General features: G+C 64.1%; 18 protein-coding genes and 1 riboswitch. Of the genes, 11 read left to right on the forward strand and 7 right to left on the reverse strand.

Annotated elements, in window-relative coordinates:
- The 8 genes from L858_RS19970 to L858_RS0111875 all read left to right on the forward strand — a co-directional run bounded on the left by L858_RS19970 (position 1) and on the right by L858_RS0111875 (position 8904).
- Positions 1-1086 carry a CsgG/HfaB family protein gene (locus L858_RS19970; RefSeq protein WP_022683357.1) on the forward strand — a complete coding sequence of 362 codons (1086 nt, stop codon included), beginning with the start codon at positions 1-3 and terminating at the stop codon, positions 1084-1086.
- Between the two features lie 147 nt (positions 1087-1233).
- Entirely contained in the window at positions 1234-3510 is a 2277-nt protein-coding gene (locus L858_RS0111840; RefSeq protein ID WP_022683358.1) for a hypothetical protein, read from the forward strand.
- A 132-nt stretch (positions 3511-3642) separates the two neighbouring features.
- A complete protein-coding gene (locus tag L858_RS0111845) occupies positions 3643-4767 on the forward strand; it encodes a hypothetical protein (protein ID WP_193742866.1) in 1125 nt (374 codons plus the stop codon).
- Between the two features lie 44 nt (positions 4768-4811).
- Entirely contained in the window at positions 4812-6161 is a 1350-nt protein-coding gene (locus tag L858_RS20995; protein WP_152639811.1) for a hypothetical protein, read from the forward strand.
- 42 nt (positions 6162-6203) lie between these two features.
- Positions 6204-6875, forward strand: a complete 672-nt coding sequence (locus L858_RS0111855) for a hypothetical protein (protein WP_022683361.1) — start codon at positions 6204-6206, stop codon at positions 6873-6875.
- Between the two features lie 3 nt (positions 6876-6878).
- Entirely contained in the window at positions 6879-7241 is a 363-nt protein-coding gene (gene csgH / locus L858_RS0111860) for a curli-like amyloid fiber formation chaperone CsgH (RefSeq protein WP_022683362.1), read from the forward strand.
- Between the two features lie 254 nt (positions 7242-7495).
- Positions 7496-8041, forward strand: a complete 546-nt coding sequence (locus L858_RS19980; protein WP_022683363.1) for a hypothetical protein — start codon at positions 7496-7498, stop codon at positions 8039-8041.
- Between the two features lie 293 nt (positions 8042-8334).
- Complete coding sequence (locus tag L858_RS0111875) at positions 8335-8904, forward strand: helix-turn-helix transcriptional regulator (RefSeq protein ID WP_022683365.1); 570 nt, start codon at positions 8335-8337, stop codon at positions 8902-8904.
- A 66-nt stretch (positions 8905-8970) separates the two neighbouring features.
- On the opposite strand, the gene thiC is transcribed toward L858_RS0111875, so the two are convergent.
- Both thiC and L858_RS0111885 read right to left on the reverse strand, forming a co-directional pair.
- The gene (gene thiC, locus L858_RS0111880) at positions 8971-10842 is read right to left on the reverse strand and encodes a phosphomethylpyrimidine synthase ThiC (RefSeq protein WP_028056059.1); all 1872 of its coding nucleotides are present in this window, start codon (positions 10840-10842) and stop codon (positions 8971-8973) included.
- 11 nt (positions 10843-10853) lie between these two features.
- Complete coding sequence (locus L858_RS0111885) at positions 10854-11261, reverse strand: DUF2065 family protein (protein ID WP_022683367.1); 408 nt, start codon at positions 11259-11261, stop codon at positions 10854-10856.
- A 51-nt stretch (positions 11262-11312) separates the two neighbouring features.
- A riboswitch (TPP riboswitch) is annotated at positions 11313-11423 on the reverse strand.
- 84 nt (positions 11424-11507) lie between these two features.
- Between L858_RS0111885 and L858_RS0111890 the strand changes: the two genes are divergently transcribed.
- On the forward strand, positions 11508-11804 hold the full coding sequence (locus tag L858_RS0111890; RefSeq protein ID WP_022683368.1) for a hypothetical protein: 297 nt from the start codon (positions 11508-11510) through the stop codon (positions 11802-11804).
- Between the two features lie 91 nt (positions 11805-11895).
- Here the strand turns inward: L858_RS0111890 and L858_RS0111895 are convergent, their stop codons facing one another.
- Complete coding sequence (locus tag L858_RS0111895; protein ID WP_022683369.1) at positions 11896-13266, reverse strand: cytochrome P450; 1371 nt, start codon at positions 13264-13266, stop codon at positions 11896-11898.
- Positions 13263-14390, reverse strand: a complete 1128-nt coding sequence (locus L858_RS0111900; protein ID WP_022683370.1) for a hypothetical protein — start codon at positions 14388-14390, stop codon at positions 13263-13265. The genes L858_RS0111895 and L858_RS0111900 overlap by 4 nt, the downstream gene beginning before the upstream one ends.
- 21 nt (positions 14391-14411) lie before the next feature.
- Between L858_RS0111900 and L858_RS0111905 the strand changes: the two genes are divergently transcribed.
- Positions 14412-14705, forward strand: a complete 294-nt coding sequence (locus L858_RS0111905) for a hypothetical protein (protein ID WP_022683371.1) — start codon at positions 14412-14414, stop codon at positions 14703-14705.
- Positions 14706-14710: 5 nt separating this feature from the next.
- Positions 14711-15532, forward strand: coding sequence for a 3-deoxy-8-phosphooctulonate synthase (kdsA, locus tag L858_RS0111910; RefSeq protein WP_037504668.1), 822 nt, complete (start codon positions 14711-14713; stop codon positions 15530-15532).
- An 86-nt stretch (positions 15533-15618) separates the two neighbouring features.
- Here kdsA and L858_RS0111915 read toward each other — a convergent pair whose 3' ends face one another.
- From L858_RS0111915 to L858_RS0111925, 3 genes are all read right to left on the reverse strand, one after another.
- On the reverse strand, positions 15619-16884 hold the full coding sequence (locus L858_RS0111915; protein ID WP_022683373.1) for a glutamate-5-semialdehyde dehydrogenase: 1266 nt from the start codon (positions 16882-16884) through the stop codon (positions 15619-15621).
- Between the two features lie 222 nt (positions 16885-17106).
- Entirely contained in the window at positions 17107-17751 is a 645-nt protein-coding gene (locus L858_RS0111920; RefSeq protein ID WP_022683374.1) for a class I SAM-dependent methyltransferase, read from the reverse strand.
- A gap of 135 nt (positions 17752-17886) precedes the next feature.
- A complete protein-coding gene (locus L858_RS0111925) occupies positions 17887-20181 on the reverse strand; it encodes a CDC48 family AAA ATPase (RefSeq protein WP_022683375.1) in 2295 nt (764 codons plus the stop codon).
- Positions 20182-20209: the final 28 nt, after the last annotated feature.

The following is a 20209-nucleotide window of genomic DNA, read 5'->3' on the forward strand; positions in this document are numbered from 1 at the left end:
ATGAGCATCAGGGGGAATTTTTCAAAGCGCTCGGCGGCTGTCGCGCTCATCGGCTGCATGGCGGCCACATTGGGGGGCTGTTCGGTTCCGCGCGAGCTGACCGCGTCGGCCAGCGCACCGCCGCAGATCGCTCCGGTCACGCCGGTTCAGCGCGACCTTATCTATCTGCCGCCGCCGCCTCAGCCGGTGCCGATCGCGGTTTACAGCTTCACCGACCAGACCGGGCAGCTCAAGCCGTCCGAAAATATCCAGAGCCTTTCGCGCGCCGTGACCCAGGGCGGGACGAGCGTGCTGATCAAGGCGCTGCGCGACGCTGGCAACGGCAACTGGTTCACCGTGGTGGAGCGTGAGCGGCTGGATAATCTGCTGAAGGAACGGCAGATCATCCGCGAGATGCGCCAGCGCTATCTCGGCGAGGCGGAAACGCCCTCCAGCGTCCTGCCTTCGCTGCTGTTCGCCGGCATCCTGCTGGAAGGCGGCATCGTCGGTTATGACAGCAACACCCAGACAGGCGGCATCGGCGCGCGCTTCCTGGGGATCGGCGGCGACATGCAGTACCGCCAGAACACCGTCACCGTCTATCTGCGCGCCATCAGCGTGAAGACGGGCGAGGTGCTGGGCAATGTCGTGACCTCCAAGACGGTCGCCTCCGTCGCGCTCAACACCAACGTCTTCAAGTTCGTGCAGTTCGACGAGCTGCTGGAAGGCGAAGCGGGCGTCTCATCCAACGAGCCGGTCCAGATCGCGACACAGGCGGCCATCGAGAAGGCAGTCTACGCCCTGATCATGGAGGGCGCGCAGCCCGGCGGTCGCCAGCTGTGGAGCTTCGCCGACCAGGCCGCGGGCAAGACCTATCTCGACCACTATAAGGAAGAGAAGGACCGCGCCATCGCCGCCGCCTTCCGCCGCACGGGGCCTTATTACACCGATCCGATCGACGATCCGAAGAAGCCGACCCGCACCAGCCGCGCCAGGGCGCCCGGCCCGCAGGCACGCGCTTCGCAAACCCGATCGCGCCAGCCTGCACCGACCCAGGTCGCAGTCGGCAATCAATCGAATTCCGCCGGTCAACCGACCGCGCGGTGATGAAACTCACCCCTTCAAGCGGGGGGAGAGTGTGACGAGTGGGCAGGGAAATCGAACCCCGCCCGCCCGGCGCTACCGAACTGGGGAGCCGGTAAGCCTAGCCGCCGCAGACCATCGCGGCACTTGAGTTGAAACAGGAGGAATGTGATGATCAAGAAGCTTCTACTCGGCGCTTCGGCGCTGGCGCTGACGGCGGGTGCCGCCAATGCGCAGGTTGGCACCGGCGCTCCGGTTGGCGCCGTCTATGGCAACACGCCTAACTCGACCAACAATTATTCCGACGTTCAGCAGAAGGCCGACAACAACAGCGCGACGGTAACCCAGACCGGCCAGACCGGCGGATCCAAGGGGCGTTCGGTCATCAAGCAGGGGCTCGCCAATACCGCAGGTTCGGGTGACAACCATGCTAAGGTGACACAGTCGGGCAATGGTGCAAACTCGTCATTTGTCGAGCAGATCGGCACGGATCGCAATAACCTGCCCAATCACCCCGCCCCTGTGCCCGCCGGTATCCCTGCTGGCTATGAGCAGAGCGTCGAGATCACGCAGCGCAATGCTACCGGCTCCAGCAGCGCGAACAAGGCCGTTGTCTATCAGGGCAAGGCTGGCGCGGGCGGTCTCGCCAATCGTGCCATCGTCGACCAGGACGGCCGTGGCAACGAAGCCGCCATCGAACAGGGTCGCGTCAGCGGCGGTACGCCTGAAGAAGACGGCCGCATGTACGGCAAGATCGAACAGGACGGGCGCGACAACAAGGCGCAGACCCTGCAGGGCGAGATCGACTACTCGACCACCAAGCAGGACGGCCGCGATAACGTTGCCTATGTTTCGCAGTTCCCGGGCAATGTGAACGGCGCCGACACGCTGGGCCGCACCAGCACTGTCGATCAGGACGGCAACAGCAACGGCGCCTATGTGCTGCAGAACGCCAACGGCACCCGCAGCGGTATCGAGCAGGACGGCGACGGCAACAACAGCTTCGTCACCCAGACAGGCACGACCGCCATCAGCGACGTGGCGCAGGACGGCGACGACAACCGCGCCGATGTGCAGCAGGGCGGCGAACGCGCCAACAGCATCGTCGATCAGGACGGCAACCGCAACTATGCCGACGTCCTGCAGAACGGGGCCGACGGCACCAGCACGGTGACCCAGACCGGCAGCAACAGCTTCCTGTTCTGGTCTTATGACAACCACGAGGCTACTGTCCGTCAGACTGCCGGCGCGACCAAGGCCGACAGCGACATCACGCAGAACGGCAAACTGCATGAAGCCACTGTCGATCAGAGCGCCGATCGCGCCGACAGCGACATTCTGCAGAACGGCGCGCGTCAGGAAGCGATCGTCAACCAGAGCGGTGCACAGGCCAAAAGCGACATCGATCAGGCTGGTTCTGACCACACAGCCGAAGTCCGTCAGAGCGGTATCGAAGCGAACAGCGAAGTCGACCAGACCGGCATCGGCAACAATGCCTATGTCAATCAGAGCGGCAACTCGGCTGGTGGCTTCGTCGCCAAGAGCAAGATCACGCAGGGCGTGGTTGGTGGCAACGACGCCGACGTTCGTCAGACAGCGAACGCCAACAGCGTCGTCAACCAGCAGGGCCAGCTGAGCGAGGCCGATGTCCGTCAGGGCGGCTCGCGCGCCGACAGCGACATCCAGCAGAACGGCACGCGTCATGACGCATTCGTGACCCAGGATGCCACCAAGGCCAGCAGCAAGGTCTCGCAGACTGTTGGTTCGCTGCTGCTCGGCGGCAACAACGCCACCGTTACGCAGCGCGCTGGCGCCGATGACGTTGCAAGCGTCGTCGATCAGGCCGGTATCGCCAACACGGCGACCGTCGACCAGGCTGGTGCCGGCAACACTGCCAACAACGCGCCGGTGGAAAGCTACATCCAGCAGGTAGGCTACGGCAACAGCGCCAGCCTGACCCAGACGGCGACTGCCGATCTGGCCGTGAGCGACATCAACCAGAATGGTTCGACCAACCTGGCCGTCGTTTCGCAGGAGGCCTTGCGCGGCAAGAGCGACATCGATCAGATCAATGCCGACAACAAGGCCTATCTGAACCAGTATGCCGGCGCCACTGACGCATCCAGCAAAATTGGTCAGAACGGCCTGCGTAACCATGCGACGGTCAAGCAGTCTGCCGGCAATCAGGTGAGCGAAATCAGCCAGCTGAAGAACGACAACATTGCCGAAGTGACCCAGGGTTCGCTCGGCGCTCGCGCTCGCAGCACGATTTCGCAGGATGGCAACGGCAACAAATCCTATGTCACTCAGAACGCTGTGGATGTGAACAGCATCATCGCTCAGGCCGGCAACGGCAACCTGTCGACGGTGACGCAGAGCACGCAGGCTGCATCGTTCAGCACGATCTCGCAGAACGGCACCGGCAACATCGCCACCGTTTCGCAGTAATCGAGCCAGAGAAGTTGCGGGGCGGCGTCATGTCGCCCCGCACCCTTCTGCTCAGCGAAGCTGCGGCTTTGCTCAGGTGAAGGATGAGGGCCACCCGAGGCCAAGAAGCCGAAAGAGGAGCATGATATGCGGATGACAGGCAATTGGACGCGCAAGGCGCGCACGGTGGCGGCGCTCGGCCTGGCGGCTCTGACTGCGGGCACTGCATTCTCCGGCGCCAGCGCGCAGTCGATCGCCTTCATCGAGCAGGTGGGTGACAACAACCAGACCAGCATCGACCAGAGCGGCAGCACCGGCTCCACGGCCTCGGTTCAGTTCAAGGGGTCGGCCAACCTTCTCGACATCACGCAAACCGGACGAGACAACAGGGCGAGCATATCTGTAATCGGCAGCCGCAATGGACGCGGCGACGCTCCCGGCGGAACGGGCCGCAGCATGGCTTTCTCGCCGCGCACCCTGTCGGTCTATGGCGTCAGCAATGGCAACAGCAGCAACAACAACGGCAATAGCGGCCAAGGCAATCCTTGTGGTGGCGGCAATGGCAACGGAATCGGCAACCCCTGCAACGGCAATAACGGCAACAACAACGCCAACGGAAACGCCGGCAACAATAATGCTGCACTGACGCCGCTGGCCGGGCTGGAGTCGGGCGTGATCCGCCAGTCGGGGCAGCGCAACCTGGCCGGCGTGCTGATCAAGGGGGACAGCAACGACTTCCATGTGTCGCAGTTGGGCAATGACAACAAGGTGGCTCAGGCTCTGTCGGGATCGTTCAACCAGGCCGCGATCGTGCAAGGCACGCCGGACGGCGCGACGGGCAGCCGCAACTCGGCCGTCCAGGCTCAAAGCGGCGTCGGCAACACGGCCTATGCTCATCAGGCGGGGAACAACAACGTCGCAGTGCAGGTACAGGCCGGGTCCATCGGCGCCACGCAGCCATGGGCGGAAGCCGCCCTGACTCAGGCCGGGACGCTGGCCGGAGCCGCCGGCAGCGCCAGCTACGCCCAGTCGGCGGAAGCCGTGCTCGCCAGCTATAGCGCGCGCGGAAATGGCACGGGCAACAGCATCACGCTGCAGCAGAATGGGGACAATAATACAGCGGTGCTCGGCCAGTTCGGCAATGACAACAGCATAGCGCTGCGCCAGCCCGGCAATGCCTATGCAGCCGTTACCCAGATGGGCGATGGTCATGCCATCGGCATCGACCAGCGCGCCGGAACCAACGGCGTGAGCCCGATCAGCGTCACGCAATATTGATCCGTCGCTGCGGCGCACAGGGTGAGATCGGCCAGGAGGTGAAGATGCGCAACCGGACAAAGCTGCAGGTCATGGGGATGAGCACAGCGCTCGCCTTGTCGCTTGCCTCCCCTGCCCTGGCGCAGACGATCAGCGCCGGCGACGGCATTTTGATCACGGAGATCCAGATTGCCGATACGCCGCAGTCGTTCATCCAGGACCAGGTACTCGCCAACGCGCTCGGCAAGTCGCAGGATGTCGGCATCGTCAGCGACAATGTGCCGGATCGCAGCGATGTGCAGGGGTTCAACAAGGGGGATGTGCGCGGCGCCATCATCGCTGCCTTCAACTCAAGCGCTCAGTCGATCATCGGCAGCTTCAATCTCGATCAGGTGCCGGGGCTGCAATTCACCACCGTCGGCAACAAGGTCGCGGTCGAGCAGGATGGCCTGCGCAACCTTGCCGATATCAACCAGGCCGCGGGCAATGCGGGCTGGGCCGTGGTGAACCAGGCGGGCGAGGACAATGCGACGCTGATCGAGCAGGCCGACACCCGCGCACCGGGTCAGCGCTCGCTCAACCGCGCCTATGTGGGGCAGGTGGGCTCGGCCGTTCAGTCCGGCGCGCTGCTTTATTCCAACTATGGCCGGATCCAGCAGACGCACCGCAGCTTCGACCTGACCGCCGGACGGTTCAGCGGCAATAATCTGGCGAACAACGCCACGATCCAGCAGGGCGGCTTCCGCGATGTTTCCCTGCGCGAGGTGCCGGTGCAGTTCAACGCCGTCGCCGCACGCAACGACGCGCTGATCGAGCAGGAGGGCGCCGAAAATGACGCGGTGATCCAGCAGGGCGCGGAAAACCCCAACACCTTCGCATTCGAGATCGGCGATGCGATCGGCCGCAACAACCGCGCGATCGTCCGCCAGGTCGGCTATGGCAACCGCGGCGTGATCCTGCAGGAAGATGATGCCAACGCCATCACCCATCAATATGGCTCGGACAATCTCGCCTTCACGCGGCAGGATGGCGATGTGCTTGACGGCGGACAATATAGCCTGATCGAGCAAGGGCGGCTGGAAAATGGCGATCTTTCGGGCAATTTCGCGTCGGTATTCCAGCGCGGGATATTGCAGGAATCGACGATCCGCCAGAACAGCAGCCGCAATGACGCGCATGTGTACCAGACCGCCGAGTCGGGCTATGCCCGGTCCACCATCGAGCAGAGCGGGGGCAGCGGCAATTATGCGAGTGTGCTTCAGGCCGCTCCGGTGGCATCGATCGATCTCGCGGTGGTGAGCCTCATCGTGCAAAGCGGGGCGAGCAATGAAGCCTTTGTTTCGCAGCGGACCGCCGGCAGCTACAGCAATGTCGCGCAAAATGGCGATCGCAATTTCGCGCAGGTGCGGCAATAGGCTATGATAGGTCTTCCCCGCCGACCAGCCCATGAGATGCCCATGAGAAGCCTCGTCATCATGACCGCCCTGATGGTGGCCGCTGGCGCGTCCGCTGCCTTGGCGCAGCGCGGCGATCTCGCGGTCGAGCAGCTTCCCGCGCCGGTGGGCGGGCGAGCGGTCCCTCAGCTGGGCGCGAGCGGGCCGACGGATTCTCCAGCGCCGACGATCCAGGGCCAGATTTCCTCGGCCCGGTCGGGCCGGGAGCCGGCCGTGCGGCAGGTCGCCCCGCGCGCCGCTGGCGCCACGCCGACGTCGCAATTGGCCGACCGCAACGTCAATCAGCGGATCAATGCGCTGCCTCCCGGTCTGGTCGACGCCTGTGCCCGCGCGGCTGAAGGCCGGGGCACTCCTCCCCCGGGAGTCGACTGCGCGACGCTGGTCGAAGCGGCGCCGCCGCCGCCCCCGATCTCCGCGGAAGAAGCGCTGCTGACCACCGATGATGAGCGCGCCGCGCAGCGCATGGCAAGCGAGCGGCAGTCACGCGGCCAGACGCCCGACGCTGCGGAAGTCGCCCGGCGGCTGAGCGCGGGCGACATCTCCAATTCGCCCGTCGCGCAGGCGGTCGCTGCCCAGGCCGCTTCCGACGCCATCGCCAACTCCCAGCAAGCGCCGGGCAATACGCCGGTGATCGTGCCGGGAGGCGGAACGGTCGTCGTGCCGAGAGGAAATTGAGCCATGATACGCCGCCTTTGCCTGCTGCTCGCCGCAGCCTGGTCGATCATCCCTGCGCAGGCCGCCATGCCCGGCCTTGATGCGCGCCTTCTGGTCGAAGACGGCCCCAATGCCGGCAAATTATTCGTCGCCTATCTCACGACCCAGCAGCCGTTCGAAGGCCGCTATGAGCTTTCCGGCGAAAAGAAAGGCGTGGCAGGCAGCGCGCGCGTGAAACAGGCAGGCGCGGTAAAAGCTGTGCCACATCAGGCGCTCCGTCTTTCCCACCTCGCCTTCGGCGCGATTGCGGCGGACGATCATTATACTGTTCGACTGAAGATCTTCCGGGGCAGTGAACTGGTGAGTGAGGCCCAGATCATCAAATAGAGTGATAGACAACTCGGCCTGAACCAAGGTTATGCTAACGATATCTTCACCTCGGGATCCTAGGCCCGTTCTCCAATGCCAATTGGCCGGAGGACGAGATGACGCAGAAGTTCGGGCAGACTGTTTGGGGGGGAAGAGGGATAGCAGCCTGGGGGATCCTGGCAGCGATAGTTGTTCCAGGGTCTGCTTTCGCCGCTCAGTCGGACATTCTGATCGATCAGCTGAGCCAGGGTTCCGGTTGGGCGGCTCACGCGATGGGGCAGATTTCGCCTGTCGCGGCGGGCAGCGCTTTCGTGGCGCAGGCACAGCCAAGGCAGGGACTGGCTCCCGTCGCGTTTCAGGCCAATGGCGGTGGCCTATCCTTTGCGCAGGTCGCGCGCACCGAGCAGATCTCCCAGGATTTGTCTTCAGGCGGAGCGCCGGTCGAAATGGCCTTTCTTGGCTTTGGCCTTGACCTTGGCAATTATCACCACAGCGGCACAGGCGCCTTGTCGATGGAAGATGCCAACGGCAATGTCTTGCAGCAGGACTGGCGCGGCGAGGGCAATCTGCAGTTCGCCTCCCAGCAAGGGACCGGCAATCGCGCGGTCCAGCAGCAATATGGCGCGCGTAACATGGCGATCCTGTTCCAGCGCGGCACAATGAATGTAGGAGAGGTTCTGCAGCTTTCCGATCAGGGCGTGGTGACGTTGCTGCAAAATGGCGACCGCAATAGCGCGAGCGTTACGCAAGCGACGGCCGGCAGCTTCGCCAGTATTTCGCAAACCGGTGTCGCCAATATCGTTGCGGTGCGCCAATAAACGCACATCGAAAATCCGACATCGCCTATTTGGGGGCGCTCCCGGTCACTGCCGAGAGCGCCCTTATTTTTTGACGCCGGCTTGTTTGCAGCGTTGGAATTGCAGACGATGTTTGACCTGGATCAGGATGGAGCGGAGCCAGAAGATGTCCAACACACGCCAGAAGAAGAGTTTTTCGGGTTTTTCTTTGCACGGACAGTAATTTAGCCGCCTGATCCCATTGCAAAGAAAGCATTAACCTTATACATGCGGCGACAAATAAAGGTCTGGTCGCGCGGATAAATGGGGTAGAAATGCTGCAGGCCGATCGTGAACCATATAGCGCCCTGGCTTTGGGATGGCTTTCCGCCGATTTTCGCGGTCGCCTGATGATCGATCCTTCGCACCGCATCCAATGGTGGAACGACGCCGCGCAACGGGCGGTTACTGCCAGCCATGTCGTCAAGGAACTGGACGGCAAGCTGATTCTCGATGCGCCGGCGACCGCCAGGCTGAACGCGTTCCTGTCGAGGCTGAAGACCTGCTCGGACACGGAGATACTGACGCTGAAGGACGGCGACGGCCATGTCGCCCTGCTCGGCCATTATGACGCCGAGGCCGAGATGTTCTGTCTCGAAATCAGTTCCTCCCATGTCGAGGAACGCGCCCTCTTCGCCGACTTCCGCACAATCTACGGCCTGACAGAAAGCGAAAGTCAGGCGGCGCTTGCCCTGTTCCGGGGCAAGACGGTGGCCGAGATCGCGCTGGATCGGAACGTATCGATCGATACGGTGCGAACCCAGGTCCGCAGGATGTACGGCAAGATCGGGGCGCAATCGCGCGAGAAATTCTTCAAGATGCTGCTGCCGTTCCGCATCGCCTGAGCATCTTCGGAGCTATCCTGCCGCAGCTTGAAGGGGCGCCAAACAATCCGGCGCCCCTTTCCATCATCATTCGGCAGCGGGAAGGTAGATTTCGCTCCCCTGCTTTTTGAACGTCTCGCTCATCTCGGCCATGCCCGCTTCCACGTCGCCTGATGCCGAGGCGCGTGCCTGCTCTGCCGCAAGGAAGCTGTCGGCCGACTGATTCTGCTTCGCCGCGAAGTCCCTCACTTCCTGCGTGATCTTCATCGAGCAGAATTTGGGGCCGCACATGGAGCAGAAATGCGCGGTCTTGGCGCCCTCCGCCGGCAAGGTCTGGTCATGATATTTTTCGGCCGTGTCGGGGTCGAGCGACAGGTTGAACTGGTCGCGCCAGCGGAACTCGAAGCGGGCGCGGCTGAGCGCATCATCGCGGACCTGGGCCGCGGGGTGCCCCTTGGCAAGGTCAGCCGCGTGGGCGGCAAGCTTGTAGGTGACGACGCCCACCTTCACGTCGTCACGGTCGGGCAGGCCCAGATGCTCCTTGGGCGTGACGTAGCAGAGCATGGCAGTGCCATACCAGCCGATCATCGCCGCGCCGATGCCGCTGGTGATATGGTCGTAACCCGGCGCGATGTCGGTGGTGAGCGGCCCAAGCGTGTAGAAGGGCGCCTCGCCGCAAGCTTCGAGCTGCTTGTCCATATTCTGCTTGATCTTGTGCATGGGCACATGGCCCGGCCCCTCGATCATCACCTGCACATCCTGTTCCCAGGCGCGCTTGGTGAGTTCGCCGAGCGTATAGAGTTCGGCGAACTGCGCCTCGTCATTGGCATCCGCGATGGAGCCGGGACGCAGGCCATCACCCAGAGAATAGGCGATGTCATAGGCCTTCATGATCTCGGTAATCTCGTCGAAATGCTCGTAGAGGAACGATTCCTTATGATGCGCGAGGCACCATTTCGCCATGATCGACCCGCCGCGCGAGACGATGCCGGTGACGCGCTTGGCGGTCAGCGGGATATAGGGCAGGCGCACGCCCGCATGGATGGTGAAATAGTCGACGCCCTGCTCGGCCTGCTCGATCAGCGTGTCGCGGAAGATTTCCCAGGTCAGTTCCTCGGCAATGCCGCCGACCTTCTCCAGCGCCTGATAGATGGGCACGGTGCCGATCGGGACCGGCGAGTTGCGCATGATCCATTCGCGGGTGTCGTGGATGTTGCGGCCGGTCGACAGGTCCATCACCGTGTCGGCGCCCCAGCGGATCGACCAGACCAGCTTGTCGACTTCGCTCGCCACGTCGGAGGCGACGGCGCTGTTGCCTATATTGGCGTTAATCTTCACCAGGAAATTGCGGCCGATCGCCATCGGCTCCGATTCCGGGTGGTTGATGTTCGACGGGATGATGGCGCGGCCGCGCGCCACTTCCTCGCGCACGAATTCCGGCGTCACATAGTCGGGGATCGACGCGCCCCAGTCCTGTCCGTCACGGACATAATGGGCAAGGCGGGCGCGGCCCAGATTCTCGCGCTCGGCGACATATTCCATCTCCGGCGTGATGATGCCGCGACGGGCATAGTGCATCTGGGAGACGTTGCCGCCCGCCTTGGCGCGCAGCGGCCGCTTCACGACGTTGGGGAACGGCTGGACGCCGCCGCTGCGGTCAGGACCCTTGAGCCCATTATCCTCCGGCTTGATCATGCGGGCGTCATATTCCTCGACATCGCCCCGGCCGATGATCCAGTCGCGGCGCAGCTGCGGCAGGCCGGCCATGATGTCGATCTGCGCATTCGGGTCGGTGTAGGGGCCGGAGGTGTCATAGACGCGCACCGGCGGCTCGCCGCTGCCGGGCTCCAGGTCGATCTCGCGCATGGCGACCTTCAGGGGTCCGACATGGATTTTGCGGCTTCCCCGGATGGGGCCCGTCGTAACGCGCATCTCAGTACGGGCCGGGACATCTGCCATGGCTATTCCTTTCAGGTGATGACGGTAGCGCGGCCGGTAAGGCCAGCCAAAAAGAGGAGGATGCCGAGCAGGATCGAAACGACCGCCCAGGCGCGGGTGAATTTCAGCGACCAATTACCGATGCGGATGAGTGGCGCGGGGACGGCAAGCAGCAGCGCGCCTTCGATCAGCGCGGCATAAGCGATCAGGCTGACGATGACCGCCAACGGATCGGTCCAGATGCTGTGGATGAGGACCAGCGCCGCCCCCACGGCGAAGACCGCGAACCCCAACGTCATGACGAGCCCGGGCGAGCGGTCCAGATCGTCCATCATCGCCCGCCAGCGGTGCTGTGCGACAAGGCCGCCGATGCCCACCACGATCATGTAAAGACCGATGGCTTCCGCCAGGCGCAGGGTGAGGAGGGAAATGCTAGTCATGTGCGCCCTCCTCTTCATCTCCAAGGGGCGGAGAGCGGGAGCAGGCTGCCTTTGGCAACGAGCCTCCCTCCCTACGCCGGTTTCAGCCGGATCAGGTTCAACGGGTCGCGGCCACGTCAGCCGCCTCTCAACCGCCTGTGAGCGGTCCCCCGGGGATGGGCGAAAGCGATAGCTGAAGCCGCGCGGGAACGAAAGCCCTATTGCCGCGCTGGAAAGGCTGTCCGCCGTTCCGCACTGATGAGGCACATGAAATATTCCGACCTGTCGACAAAGGCTGGGCGCAAAGCGCACCGCCACGAGATGCGCATGATCGCGGTACGCCCGCGCCGATGGGGACTGTGGCTGCTGACCGCAGGCTTCCTTCTGCTGCTGGCGCCCTCCGCACTGGATATGCATAGTCTGGTCGGGCTCTGGCCGCCGATGCTGGGCGCGATTTGCGCCCTCCTCGGCGCGCCGCTGCTGGTGGCGAGCGTGGTGCTCAAGCGGCGCTATGTTCAGCAGCGTAGGACGGGGCGGGCGATGCTGGGGCGGGTCAGGGGGTGATGGCGCGATCCATGTATCACCGCCCTCACCCTTCCGCCGTGCTGCGCACGGCTCCCTCCCTCTCCCATAAGCGGAGAGAGATTGCCCCCCGTCAAACCACCGCTTCGAACATCAGCTTCATCCCCGTCCTTGGCCGGATCGTCAGGCGGCTGATCGGTTCCGGTTTGAAGCCGGGCGGCACCGACAGGCGGTAGCGGCGGATCACGCTGGCGATCACGGTCATCACCTCCTGCTGGGCGAAACCGGCGCCGACGCAGACGCGCGGGCCCCGGCCAAAGGGGAACCAGGCCTGTTTCACCATGTCCGCATTGGCGGGATCTTCGAACCGGTCGGGGTCGAAGCTGTGCGGGCAGGACCAGTTTTCCTTGTTGCGCTGGGTGAGCCAGGGGGCGACGACCAGCATCGCGCCTTCCTCCAGCTGCTTGTCGCGCATCGGCATGGGGCAGGTCACTTCGCGCGGGAAGAAGGCGACCGGCGGATAGAGGCGCAGCGTTTCACGGAAGATGTTGCGGACCGCGCCCATGTCCTTGAGCATGGCGGCGTCGAGCGGCGCGTCGCCGGCAAGCGCCGTCACCTCGGCGCGGGCAGCGTCCTGGATATGGGCGCATTCCGCCAGCATATAGAGCGCCCAGGTCATGGTGCTGGCTGAAGTCTCATGGCCCGCGAGGAAGACGGTCGACACCTGATCCATCACCTGCTGCAGGGTGAAGTGTTCGCCGGTTTCCGGATGTTTCGCCTCGATCAGCGACTGGAGAATGTCCTTGTGGGGCGCTTCGCCGCGCTCATGAAAGCCCCGATAGCGGGCCTCCACGATCGGGCGGAAGACGTCATGGATCGCCTTGGCCGGCTTTAGCGCGGCACGCTCGAACCAGCCTGCCGGAACACCGTAGAGGCGCAGCATCGAGGCGCTGTGAGCAAGGCGCTGAAACCGGCCAAAGGCAGTGTGGATGATGTTGGAGCGATACTCGTCCAGCGCTTCCGAAAAGAGCGTGCGGAAGATGATGTCGGCCGCGACATGGGTCATCATCGGGTCGATATCGACCGCCCGGCTGCGATCCGCCGCCTTGAGGCGGGCGAGCAAGTCGTCGGCCGCCGCGACCATCAGCGGCATGGAGCGGCCCAGCGCGGTATGCGCGAAGGCGGGGTTCACCATCGCGCGCTGGCTTTCCCAATCGGCGCCATTGGCGGAAAAGACGCTGTTGCCGATCAGCGGCGAGAGGTTGCGGACCAGTTCGCGATGCTTCGGGTACGCCGTGCCGCCGCGCAATATCTTATCCACCAGCGGCAGCTCGTTGGCGATATACATGGTCTGGCCGGGCATGCGGATTTCGCCCAGCTTCATGGTGTAGCTTTTTTCGAACAGCACATGGATCCAGCTGTGCCAGCCGCGAAAGAAGCGCTTGACGAGGCCGCGGCGCGTGCGGGGCGGCTGCGGATAGGGCGGGGTGAAATGCTCCGTCACGGGATCGTCCTGAACTGCGCTATGGCTTCATCGATGGTCCGGCGGCCGGCGGTCAGGCTGACATAGTCGACTGGGGACAGCCGGTCGCCCACGCGCAGATAGTCGAAATGCGCCTCATATTTGTTCGACCATCCGCCATGATAATTTTCCGGTTCATAGAACAGGTGAAAACGCGGCGAGAGCAGCTCCACCCGCGCGGCGCAGCGGTCCGAAACGAGGTGGATGGGATGGACGTCATGATAGGCGGCGCCGTCCGGCGGCGCGGAGAAGTCGATCAGGCGGAAGGGCTTGTCGTCCAGCGCCTTGAGGTCCGCATGATACCAGCGCGCGTCCTTGCGGAGGGCAATCACCGGCACCACCTGCCCCAGCGTCAGCACGATGAAATTGCCCGGCAGCGGCCTGCCTCCACGTAGTTCGAGGATGCGGCGCAGCACGCTCATCGCATAGATGGTGCCGTTGCTGTGCGAGGCGAAGACGACCTCGTCATAGGGGCCATCCATCTCCTCCACGATGCGAGCCGCGAACTGGTCGAGCCGCGCCTCCATCTCCGCGCCGGGGCCCTCGGCAGCGACCGTGTGGTTATAATACATGAAGCGCAGCAGCCAGGGCACGATCAGCTTGTTGAGCAGCCTGCCCGACAGGGCGGCGCTGATGCAGATGCCGATGAGCGCCGCAGCCCAGAAGGGTAGCAGCAGCGAAAGCAGCAGCGCCGGGATCAGCGCGAGAGCGAGCGGGATCAGGATCGCCAGCAGCGGCGGGTAGAGAATGGTGATGACCGGGCCCTGCCGCAGCTTGCGCATTCGCCAGAACTGCATGTGCCGCGCATGCGCGCTGTAGGTGCCGATCGACCGCCAGGCAAGAGCAAGGGGATTGCGTATCCACACCTTGCCGACCAGATCTTCCCAGCGGAGGAACTCATAGTCCGTCTCCACGCCGGCGCTATGGTTGGTGACGGTCCAGATCGCAGAGGAAGCAGGGCCGGCACGGCGCGCGCTAACCTCCAGCGCCTCCCCCGACAGGCGTGAATAGCGTTCCGCCTGATCGCGATAGAGCTGGTGGTAGAAACGCACCCCGCGCGGGTCGAAACCGCCCAGATAGAAGACTTTACGCTTGAACTTTTCCATGGCCCCTGTCCACATCGGGCCATGACGACACCCGAACGCGATTACTGCTATTTCATAGACCACCGCAAATACAACCGAAACATCGGCTGTCGGCGCCACGACAATGCCTATGGCATAAACGGCGGCGGCAGCGAGCGGGATCGGTGGCGAGCGGACCTGGCTTTTTACCGGCATATGAAGGGGGAAGGCGATCCCATGGCACTGCCCTCGCTACTTGCCTGCCTGGCCTTTGGCTGGTTCTGCTGGAATTATCATCCGGGCAAAGGGCTGTGGCGAGGGCAACTCTTGCGCCGTTTCGCGAAAGCGCCGAAGTGAGCGGCATGACCAAACATATTTCCGTGGGGCCGGTGACGATCGGCAACGACCTGCCCTTCGTCCTGATTTCCGGCCCTTGCCAGATCGAGAGCCGCGACCATGCGCTGATGATGGCGGAAAAGCTGCGCGGCATCGCCGACCGGGCGGGCGTGCCGTTCATCTTCAAATCCTCGTTCGACAAGGCGAACCGGACTTCGGTTTCCGGCCAACGCGGTGTCGGCATCGATGCGGGGCTGGCGATCCTGGCCGAGGTGAAGGCGGCGTTCGGCTGCCCGGTGCTGACCGACGTGCACGAGGCGGATCAGGTCGCGACGGCGGCGGAGGCCGTGGACATCCTGCAGATCCCGGCCTTTCTGTGTCGCCAGACCGACCTGCTGCTGGCGGCAGGCCGGACGGGGGCGGTGGTGAATGTCAAGAAAGGGCAATTCCTCGCCCCCTGGGATATGGCGGCGGTGGCGCAGAAGGTCGCATCGACCGGCAATGAGCGGATCTTGCTGACGGAGCGCGGGGCTAGCTTCGGCTACAACAATTTGGTCAGCGATATGCGCTCGCTGCCGGTGATGGCGCAGACCGGCTATCCGGTGGTGTTCGACGCCACCCATTCGGTGCAGCAGCCGGGCGGGCTGGGATCAGCGTCGGGAGGACAGCGGGAATTTGCGCCGGTTTTGGCCAGGAGCGCGGTTGCGGCCGGGGTCGCGGCCGTCTTTGCCGAGGCGCATGACAATCCGGACAGCGCGCCATCGGACGGGCCGGTGATGCTGCCGCTGGAGTGGGTCGGACCGATGCTCGAGAAGCTGAAGGCGATCGATGCGGTGGTGAAGGGATAACCAAATCTCCGTTCATTTCGAGCTTGTTGAGAAACGCTGGCACAGCGCTGCGTTTCTCGACTTCGCTTAAACGAACGGAAGTTGCTTTAAGGTCGGGTCTGCCCCGTGCCGCGGACCAGCCACTTGTACGTCGTCAGCCCTTCCAGCGCCACTGGGCCGCGTGCGTGCAGCCTGCCGGTCGAGATGCCGATCTCCGCACCCAGGCCGAACTCGCCGCCATCCGCGAACTGGGTCGAGGCGTTCCACATCACAATCGCGCTATCGACGGCGTTCAGGAAGCGCTCCGCCTTGGCCGCGTCCTCGGTGATGATGGCGTCAGTATGATGGCTGGCATGGGCAGCGATATGGGCGAGCGCCTCCTCCAGGCCGTCCACCATTCGCACCGAGACGATGGCATCGAGATATTCGGTGTCCCAATCCTCGTCCGACGCTGCGGTGACGCGGCCGTCCATCGCCTGCACCGCCTCGTCGCCGCGGACCTCGCACTTGGCGTCGAGCAACGCGGCCACGATGGCGGGCGCGGTCCCGAACGTCTTGTCGATCAGCACCGTCTCGGTCGCGCCGCAAATTCCGGTGCGGCGCATCTTGGCATTCACCACCAGCTTCTGCGCCATGTCGGGATCGGCCGCGCCATCGACGTAGCTGTGATTGATGCCGTCCAGATGGGCGAGCACAGGCACGCGCGCTTCTTCCTGCACGCGCGCGACCAGGCTCTTGCCGCCGCGCGGCACGATGAGGTCGATGAACTCGGCCGCCTTGAGCAGAGCGCCCACCGCGGCACGGTCGGTGGTCGGCACCAGTTGCACAACGTCGGCAGGCAGGCCGGCGGCGGCGATGCCCTCAGCCATGGCGGCGTGGATGGCGCGGTTGCTTTCCTTCGCTTCGCTGCCGCCGCGCAGGATCACGGCGTTGCCAGCGCGCAGGCAGAGCGCGGCAGCGTCGGCCGTCACATTGGGGCGGCTTTCATAGATGATGCCGATGACGCCCAGCGGCACGCGCACGCGGGAGAGCTCCATGCCATTGGGACGAACCTGCTTGTCGATCACGCTGCCCAACGGATTGTCGAGCGTCGCGACCTGATCGACGCCAGCCGCCGTAGCGAGCACACGGTCCTCGTCCAGCCGCAGCCGGTCGAGCATCGCGGGGGAAAGCCCGTTGGCGGCGGCATTTTCCATGTCGCGGGCATTGGCAGCGATGATCTGCGGCGCCTGATCCCGGAGCGCCTGCGCGGCGCGGCGCAGAGCGTCGATCTTCTGCGCGTCGCTGGCGGACGCCAGAACGGCGGCGGCGGCGCGCGCGCGCGCGCCCATCGTCGCGATCAGCATTTCAGGGGTCTGGGTAAGGTCGTTCATCTGTCATACTCGCCGAGGGTCGCCGCGCCCTTATCATGAAACGGGGTCGCAGCCAAACCAACGTCGGCCATGATCGAGGATCTGGGAAAGATGCCGGCGGCCGGGCCATGGGTCGCAAAATGCCCCAGCCGCCAGCGGGCAGATAAACCGCCTCTCACCGGCGCCTAGCGAAATCAGTAACTTAATTCATACCGCAAATAGGGTATGCGTGCAAAGAATCCGTCACGCGGCCTGCGCCAGCGCTTCCTCCCGCATGGCGTTGAAGGTGCGGCAGGGGGGAATGTTGCGCCATTCGACCCGCTCGCTGATCTCGCCGAAATAGGGCGTCAGCAGCTGGCGGACATAAGCCGAATATTGATAGACGAGGAAGGAGCCGCCCGGTTTCAGCACCGAACAGGTTTCAGCGCAGATCGTCTCGCCCACCCCGCTCGGCAGGGTCGAGAAGGGGATGCCGGACAGGATATAATCAGCCTGCCGGTAACCCGCCTCCTTGACGAAGCGGCGCACATCGGCCGCCGAGCCATGAGCGATGCGCAGGCGCGGATCATCGATCTGCGCCTCCAGCCAGGCGACGAAATCAAGGTTGAGGTCGATCGCGAGCAGAGTCGCGTCAGGGTGCATCCGCTCCAGGATCGGCCGGGTGAAGGTGCCCACCCCCGGGCCATATTCCACGAACAGGCGGGTGCGCTGCCAATCCACTCCATCCAAAACCGCGTCGACCAGCGCCGAGGAGGAGGGAATGATGGAGCCGATCATGCCAGGATGCTTGACGAACTGGCGGAAGAACATGCCCCACTGTCCCAGAAATGACGCGGGGCGCAGCGCCTTTGCTGCCGGCTTGGTCTTCTTCAAGGGAATGGAGGCCATCAACTCTCGCCTGTCTGTGTCGATGTGCCCGACTCGCAAATATCCGCCCGCCTTGCAAGCGGCTTCGCGGCCAGGGACAGGCTGAAAAGAACGTGTTTCGGGAGGAAGGGTTCAATCCCCTCCCCCCCGCCATCATCATTCAGCGCCGTTGCGTGCCCGAAGCATGCCCGGTGACACGAAACCGATCGGATCGCCCCGCATCGCGCTCTGCTTCAGTTGCGCCTGGATCTGCTCATATTCGCGTTCCATCTCCGGCGTGACGGAGGCGCGGGTGTCCTCCAGCGCTTCCTCGAAATGCGCCTGCGTCACCTTGTCGACGGATAGCGACTGGCGTAGCGCGACCAGACCGGCCCGGCGGACTAGGTCCTCCAGATCCGCACCGGTGAACCGCTCGGTTTGTTCGGCGAGCAGGTCCAGATCGACATCCTCGGCCAGCGGCATCTTGCCCGTATGGATGGCAAGGATGCGCTTGCGCCCCGCCCGATCGGGCACGGGCACATAGATCAGCTCATCGAAGCGACCGGGCCGCAGGAGGGCAGGATCGATCAGCGTCGGGCGGTTGGTCGCGCCGATGACGACCACCGATTGCAGCTCCTCCAGCCCGTCCATCTCCGCCAGGATGGTATTCACCACCCGCTCCGTCACCTGCGGTTCGCCAAGGCCCCCGCCGCGGGCCGGCACCAGGCTGTCCAGCTCATCGATGAAGATGACGGTAGGCGCGACCTGCCGCGCGCGGGCGAAGAGGCGGGCGATCTGCTGTTCGCTCTCCCCATACCATTTGCTGAGCAGGTCGGACGACTTTGTCGCGATGAAGTTCGCCTGCGCTTCCCGTGCGACTGCCTTCGCCAGCAAGGTCTTGCCGGTGCCGGGCGGGCCGTAGAGCAGGAAGCCCTTGGCCGGACGGATGCCGATGCGGCGGAAGGCTTCCGGGTCCTTCAGCGGCAGCTCGACGCCTTCCTTGAGGCGCATCTGCGCTCCGTCCAGACCGCCGATATCGGCCCAGCCGATGTTGGGCGCCTGCACCATCACCTCACGCATGGCCGAAGGCTGGACGCGCTTGATCGCGGCCATGAAATCCTCCCGCGTGACGGAGAGTTCCTCCAGCACGTCGGGCGGGATCGTCCCTTCCTCCAGATTGAGGCGCGGCATGAAGCGGCGAACCGTCTCGATCGCCGCCTCGCGGGTCAGCGCCGCAAGGTCAGCCCCGACAAAGCCATAGGTCATGCGCGCCAGTTCGCCGAGATCGACGCCCTCCGCCAGCGGCATGCCGCGCGTATGGATGCCCAATATCTCGCGGCGGCCGCGTTCGTCAGGCACGCCCACGATGATTTCGCGGTCGAAACGACCTGGGCGGCGCAGCGCCTCGTCAATCGCTTCCGGCCGATTGGTGGCGGCGATGACGATCAGATTGGTGCGCGGCTCCAGCCCGTCCATCAGCGTCAGCAATTGCGCGACAAGCCGCTTTTCCGTCTCACCCGTCACATTGCCGCGCTTGGGCGCGATGGAGTCGATCTCATCGATGAAAAGGATCGAGGGCGCCGATTTGGCCGCGGCCTCGAAAATTTCCCGCAGCTGTTTTTCTGACTCGCCATAGGCCGAACCCATGATTTCCGGGCCGTTGATCAGGAAGAATTCGGCTTCCGATTCATTGGCGACGGCGCGCGCCAGCCGTGTCTTGCCGGTCCCCGGCGGGCCATGGAGCAGCACGCCCTTGGGCGGATCGACGCCGAGCCGCTCGAACAATTCGGGATAGCGCAGGGGCAGCTCGACCATCTCGCGCAATTGGTCGATCGCCTCGGCCATGCCGCCGACATCGTCATAGGTGACGTCCGCGCGGCGCATGTCGCGCGGCTCCTCATATTCGGCGCGGAGTTCAACTTCCGTATCGGCGTCGATATGGACGATGCCCTTGGGGCTAGTGGAAACCACGACCAAACGGATTTCCTGCAGCGCATAGGCAGGCGCAGCCAGCATCTGGCGCAGCTGGGGCGGCATGTCGCTGGGCGGCACCTGCTGCTGCCCGGCGGTCGCGACGATATCGCCCGAGGTCAGCGGCCGCTGGAAGAAAACTCGCTTCAGCGCTTCCGGATTGCCCTGAAGGCGGAGGTTGTTTTGTGCGGGTGCGAACACCACCCTCTGCGCAGGACGGGTATCGGTCTTCTCGATCTGCACGAAATCGCCCGAGCCTACACCCGCATTGGCGCGCTGCAAGCCATCGAGGCGCAGGACGTCCAACCCCTCATCCTCCTTGTACGGGCGAACGACGCGGGCGGGCGTCGCCCGCTTGCCGACGATCTCAACCACGTCTCCTTCGGCAAGATGCAGTTCGGCCATCACGCTCAACGGCAGCCGCGCAAGGCCGCGTCCGGCATCTTCCGGGCGCGCGTTAGCTACTTGAATCCGACGTCCGGCACTTTCCTGATCAGCCACGGGCCATCCCCATTCTTGTCACTGCGTA

Origin of the sequence: Sphingobium bisphenolivorans (genome assembly GCF_000412635.1) — a bacterium.
GTDB lineage: Bacteria > Pseudomonadota > Alphaproteobacteria > Sphingomonadales > Sphingomonadaceae > Sphingobium > Sphingobium bisphenolivorans.

What these genes read in the sequence shown, in the direction of transcription:
- L858_RS19970 (WP_022683357.1), top strand. Translation starts at nt 1, where the DNA reads ATGAGCATCAGGGGGAATTTTTCAAAGCGCTCGGCGGCTGTCGCGCTC.
- L858_RS0111840 (WP_022683358.1), top strand. Translation starts at nt 1,234, where the DNA reads ATGATCAAGAAGCTTCTACTCGGCGCTTCGGCGCTGGCGCTGACGGCG.
- L858_RS0111845 (WP_193742866.1), top strand. Translation starts at nt 3,643, where the DNA reads ATGACAGGCAATTGGACGCGCAAGGCGCGCACGGTGGCGGCGCTCGGC.
- L858_RS20995 (WP_152639811.1), top strand. Translation starts at nt 4,812, where the DNA reads ATGCGCAACCGGACAAAGCTGCAGGTCATGGGGATGAGCACAGCGCTC.
- L858_RS0111855 (WP_022683361.1), top strand. Translation starts at nt 6,204, where the DNA reads ATGAGAAGCCTCGTCATCATGACCGCCCTGATGGTGGCCGCTGGCGCG.
- csgH (WP_022683362.1), top strand. Translation starts at nt 6,879, where the DNA reads ATGATACGCCGCCTTTGCCTGCTGCTCGCCGCAGCCTGGTCGATCATC.
- L858_RS19980 (WP_022683363.1), top strand. Translation starts at nt 7,496, where the DNA reads ATGGGGCAGATTTCGCCTGTCGCGGCGGGCAGCGCTTTCGTGGCGCAG.
- L858_RS0111875 (WP_022683365.1), top strand. Translation starts at nt 8,335, where the DNA reads ATGCTGCAGGCCGATCGTGAACCATATAGCGCCCTGGCTTTGGGATGG.
- thiC (WP_028056059.1), bottom strand. Translation starts at nt 10,842, where the DNA reads ATGGCAGATGTCCCGGCCCGTACTGAGATGCGCGTTACGACGGGCCCC.
- L858_RS0111885 (WP_022683367.1), bottom strand. Translation starts at nt 11,261, where the DNA reads ATGACTAGCATTTCCCTCCTCACCCTGCGCCTGGCGGAAGCCATCGGT.
- L858_RS0111890 (WP_022683368.1), top strand. Translation starts at nt 11,508, where the DNA reads ATGAAATATTCCGACCTGTCGACAAAGGCTGGGCGCAAAGCGCACCGC.
- L858_RS0111900 (WP_022683370.1), bottom strand. Translation starts at nt 14,390, where the DNA reads ATGGAAAAGTTCAAGCGTAAAGTCTTCTATCTGGGCGGTTTCGACCCG.
- L858_RS0111905 (WP_022683371.1), top strand. Translation starts at nt 14,412, where the DNA reads ATGACGACACCCGAACGCGATTACTGCTATTTCATAGACCACCGCAAA.
- kdsA (WP_037504668.1), top strand. Translation starts at nt 14,711, where the DNA reads ATGACCAAACATATTTCCGTGGGGCCGGTGACGATCGGCAACGACCTG.
- L858_RS0111915 (WP_022683373.1), bottom strand. Translation starts at nt 16,884, where the DNA reads ATGAACGACCTTACCCAGACCCCTGAAATGCTGATCGCGACGATGGGC.
- L858_RS0111920 (WP_022683374.1), bottom strand. Translation starts at nt 17,751, where the DNA reads ATGGCCTCCATTCCCTTGAAGAAGACCAAGCCGGCAGCAAAGGCGCTG.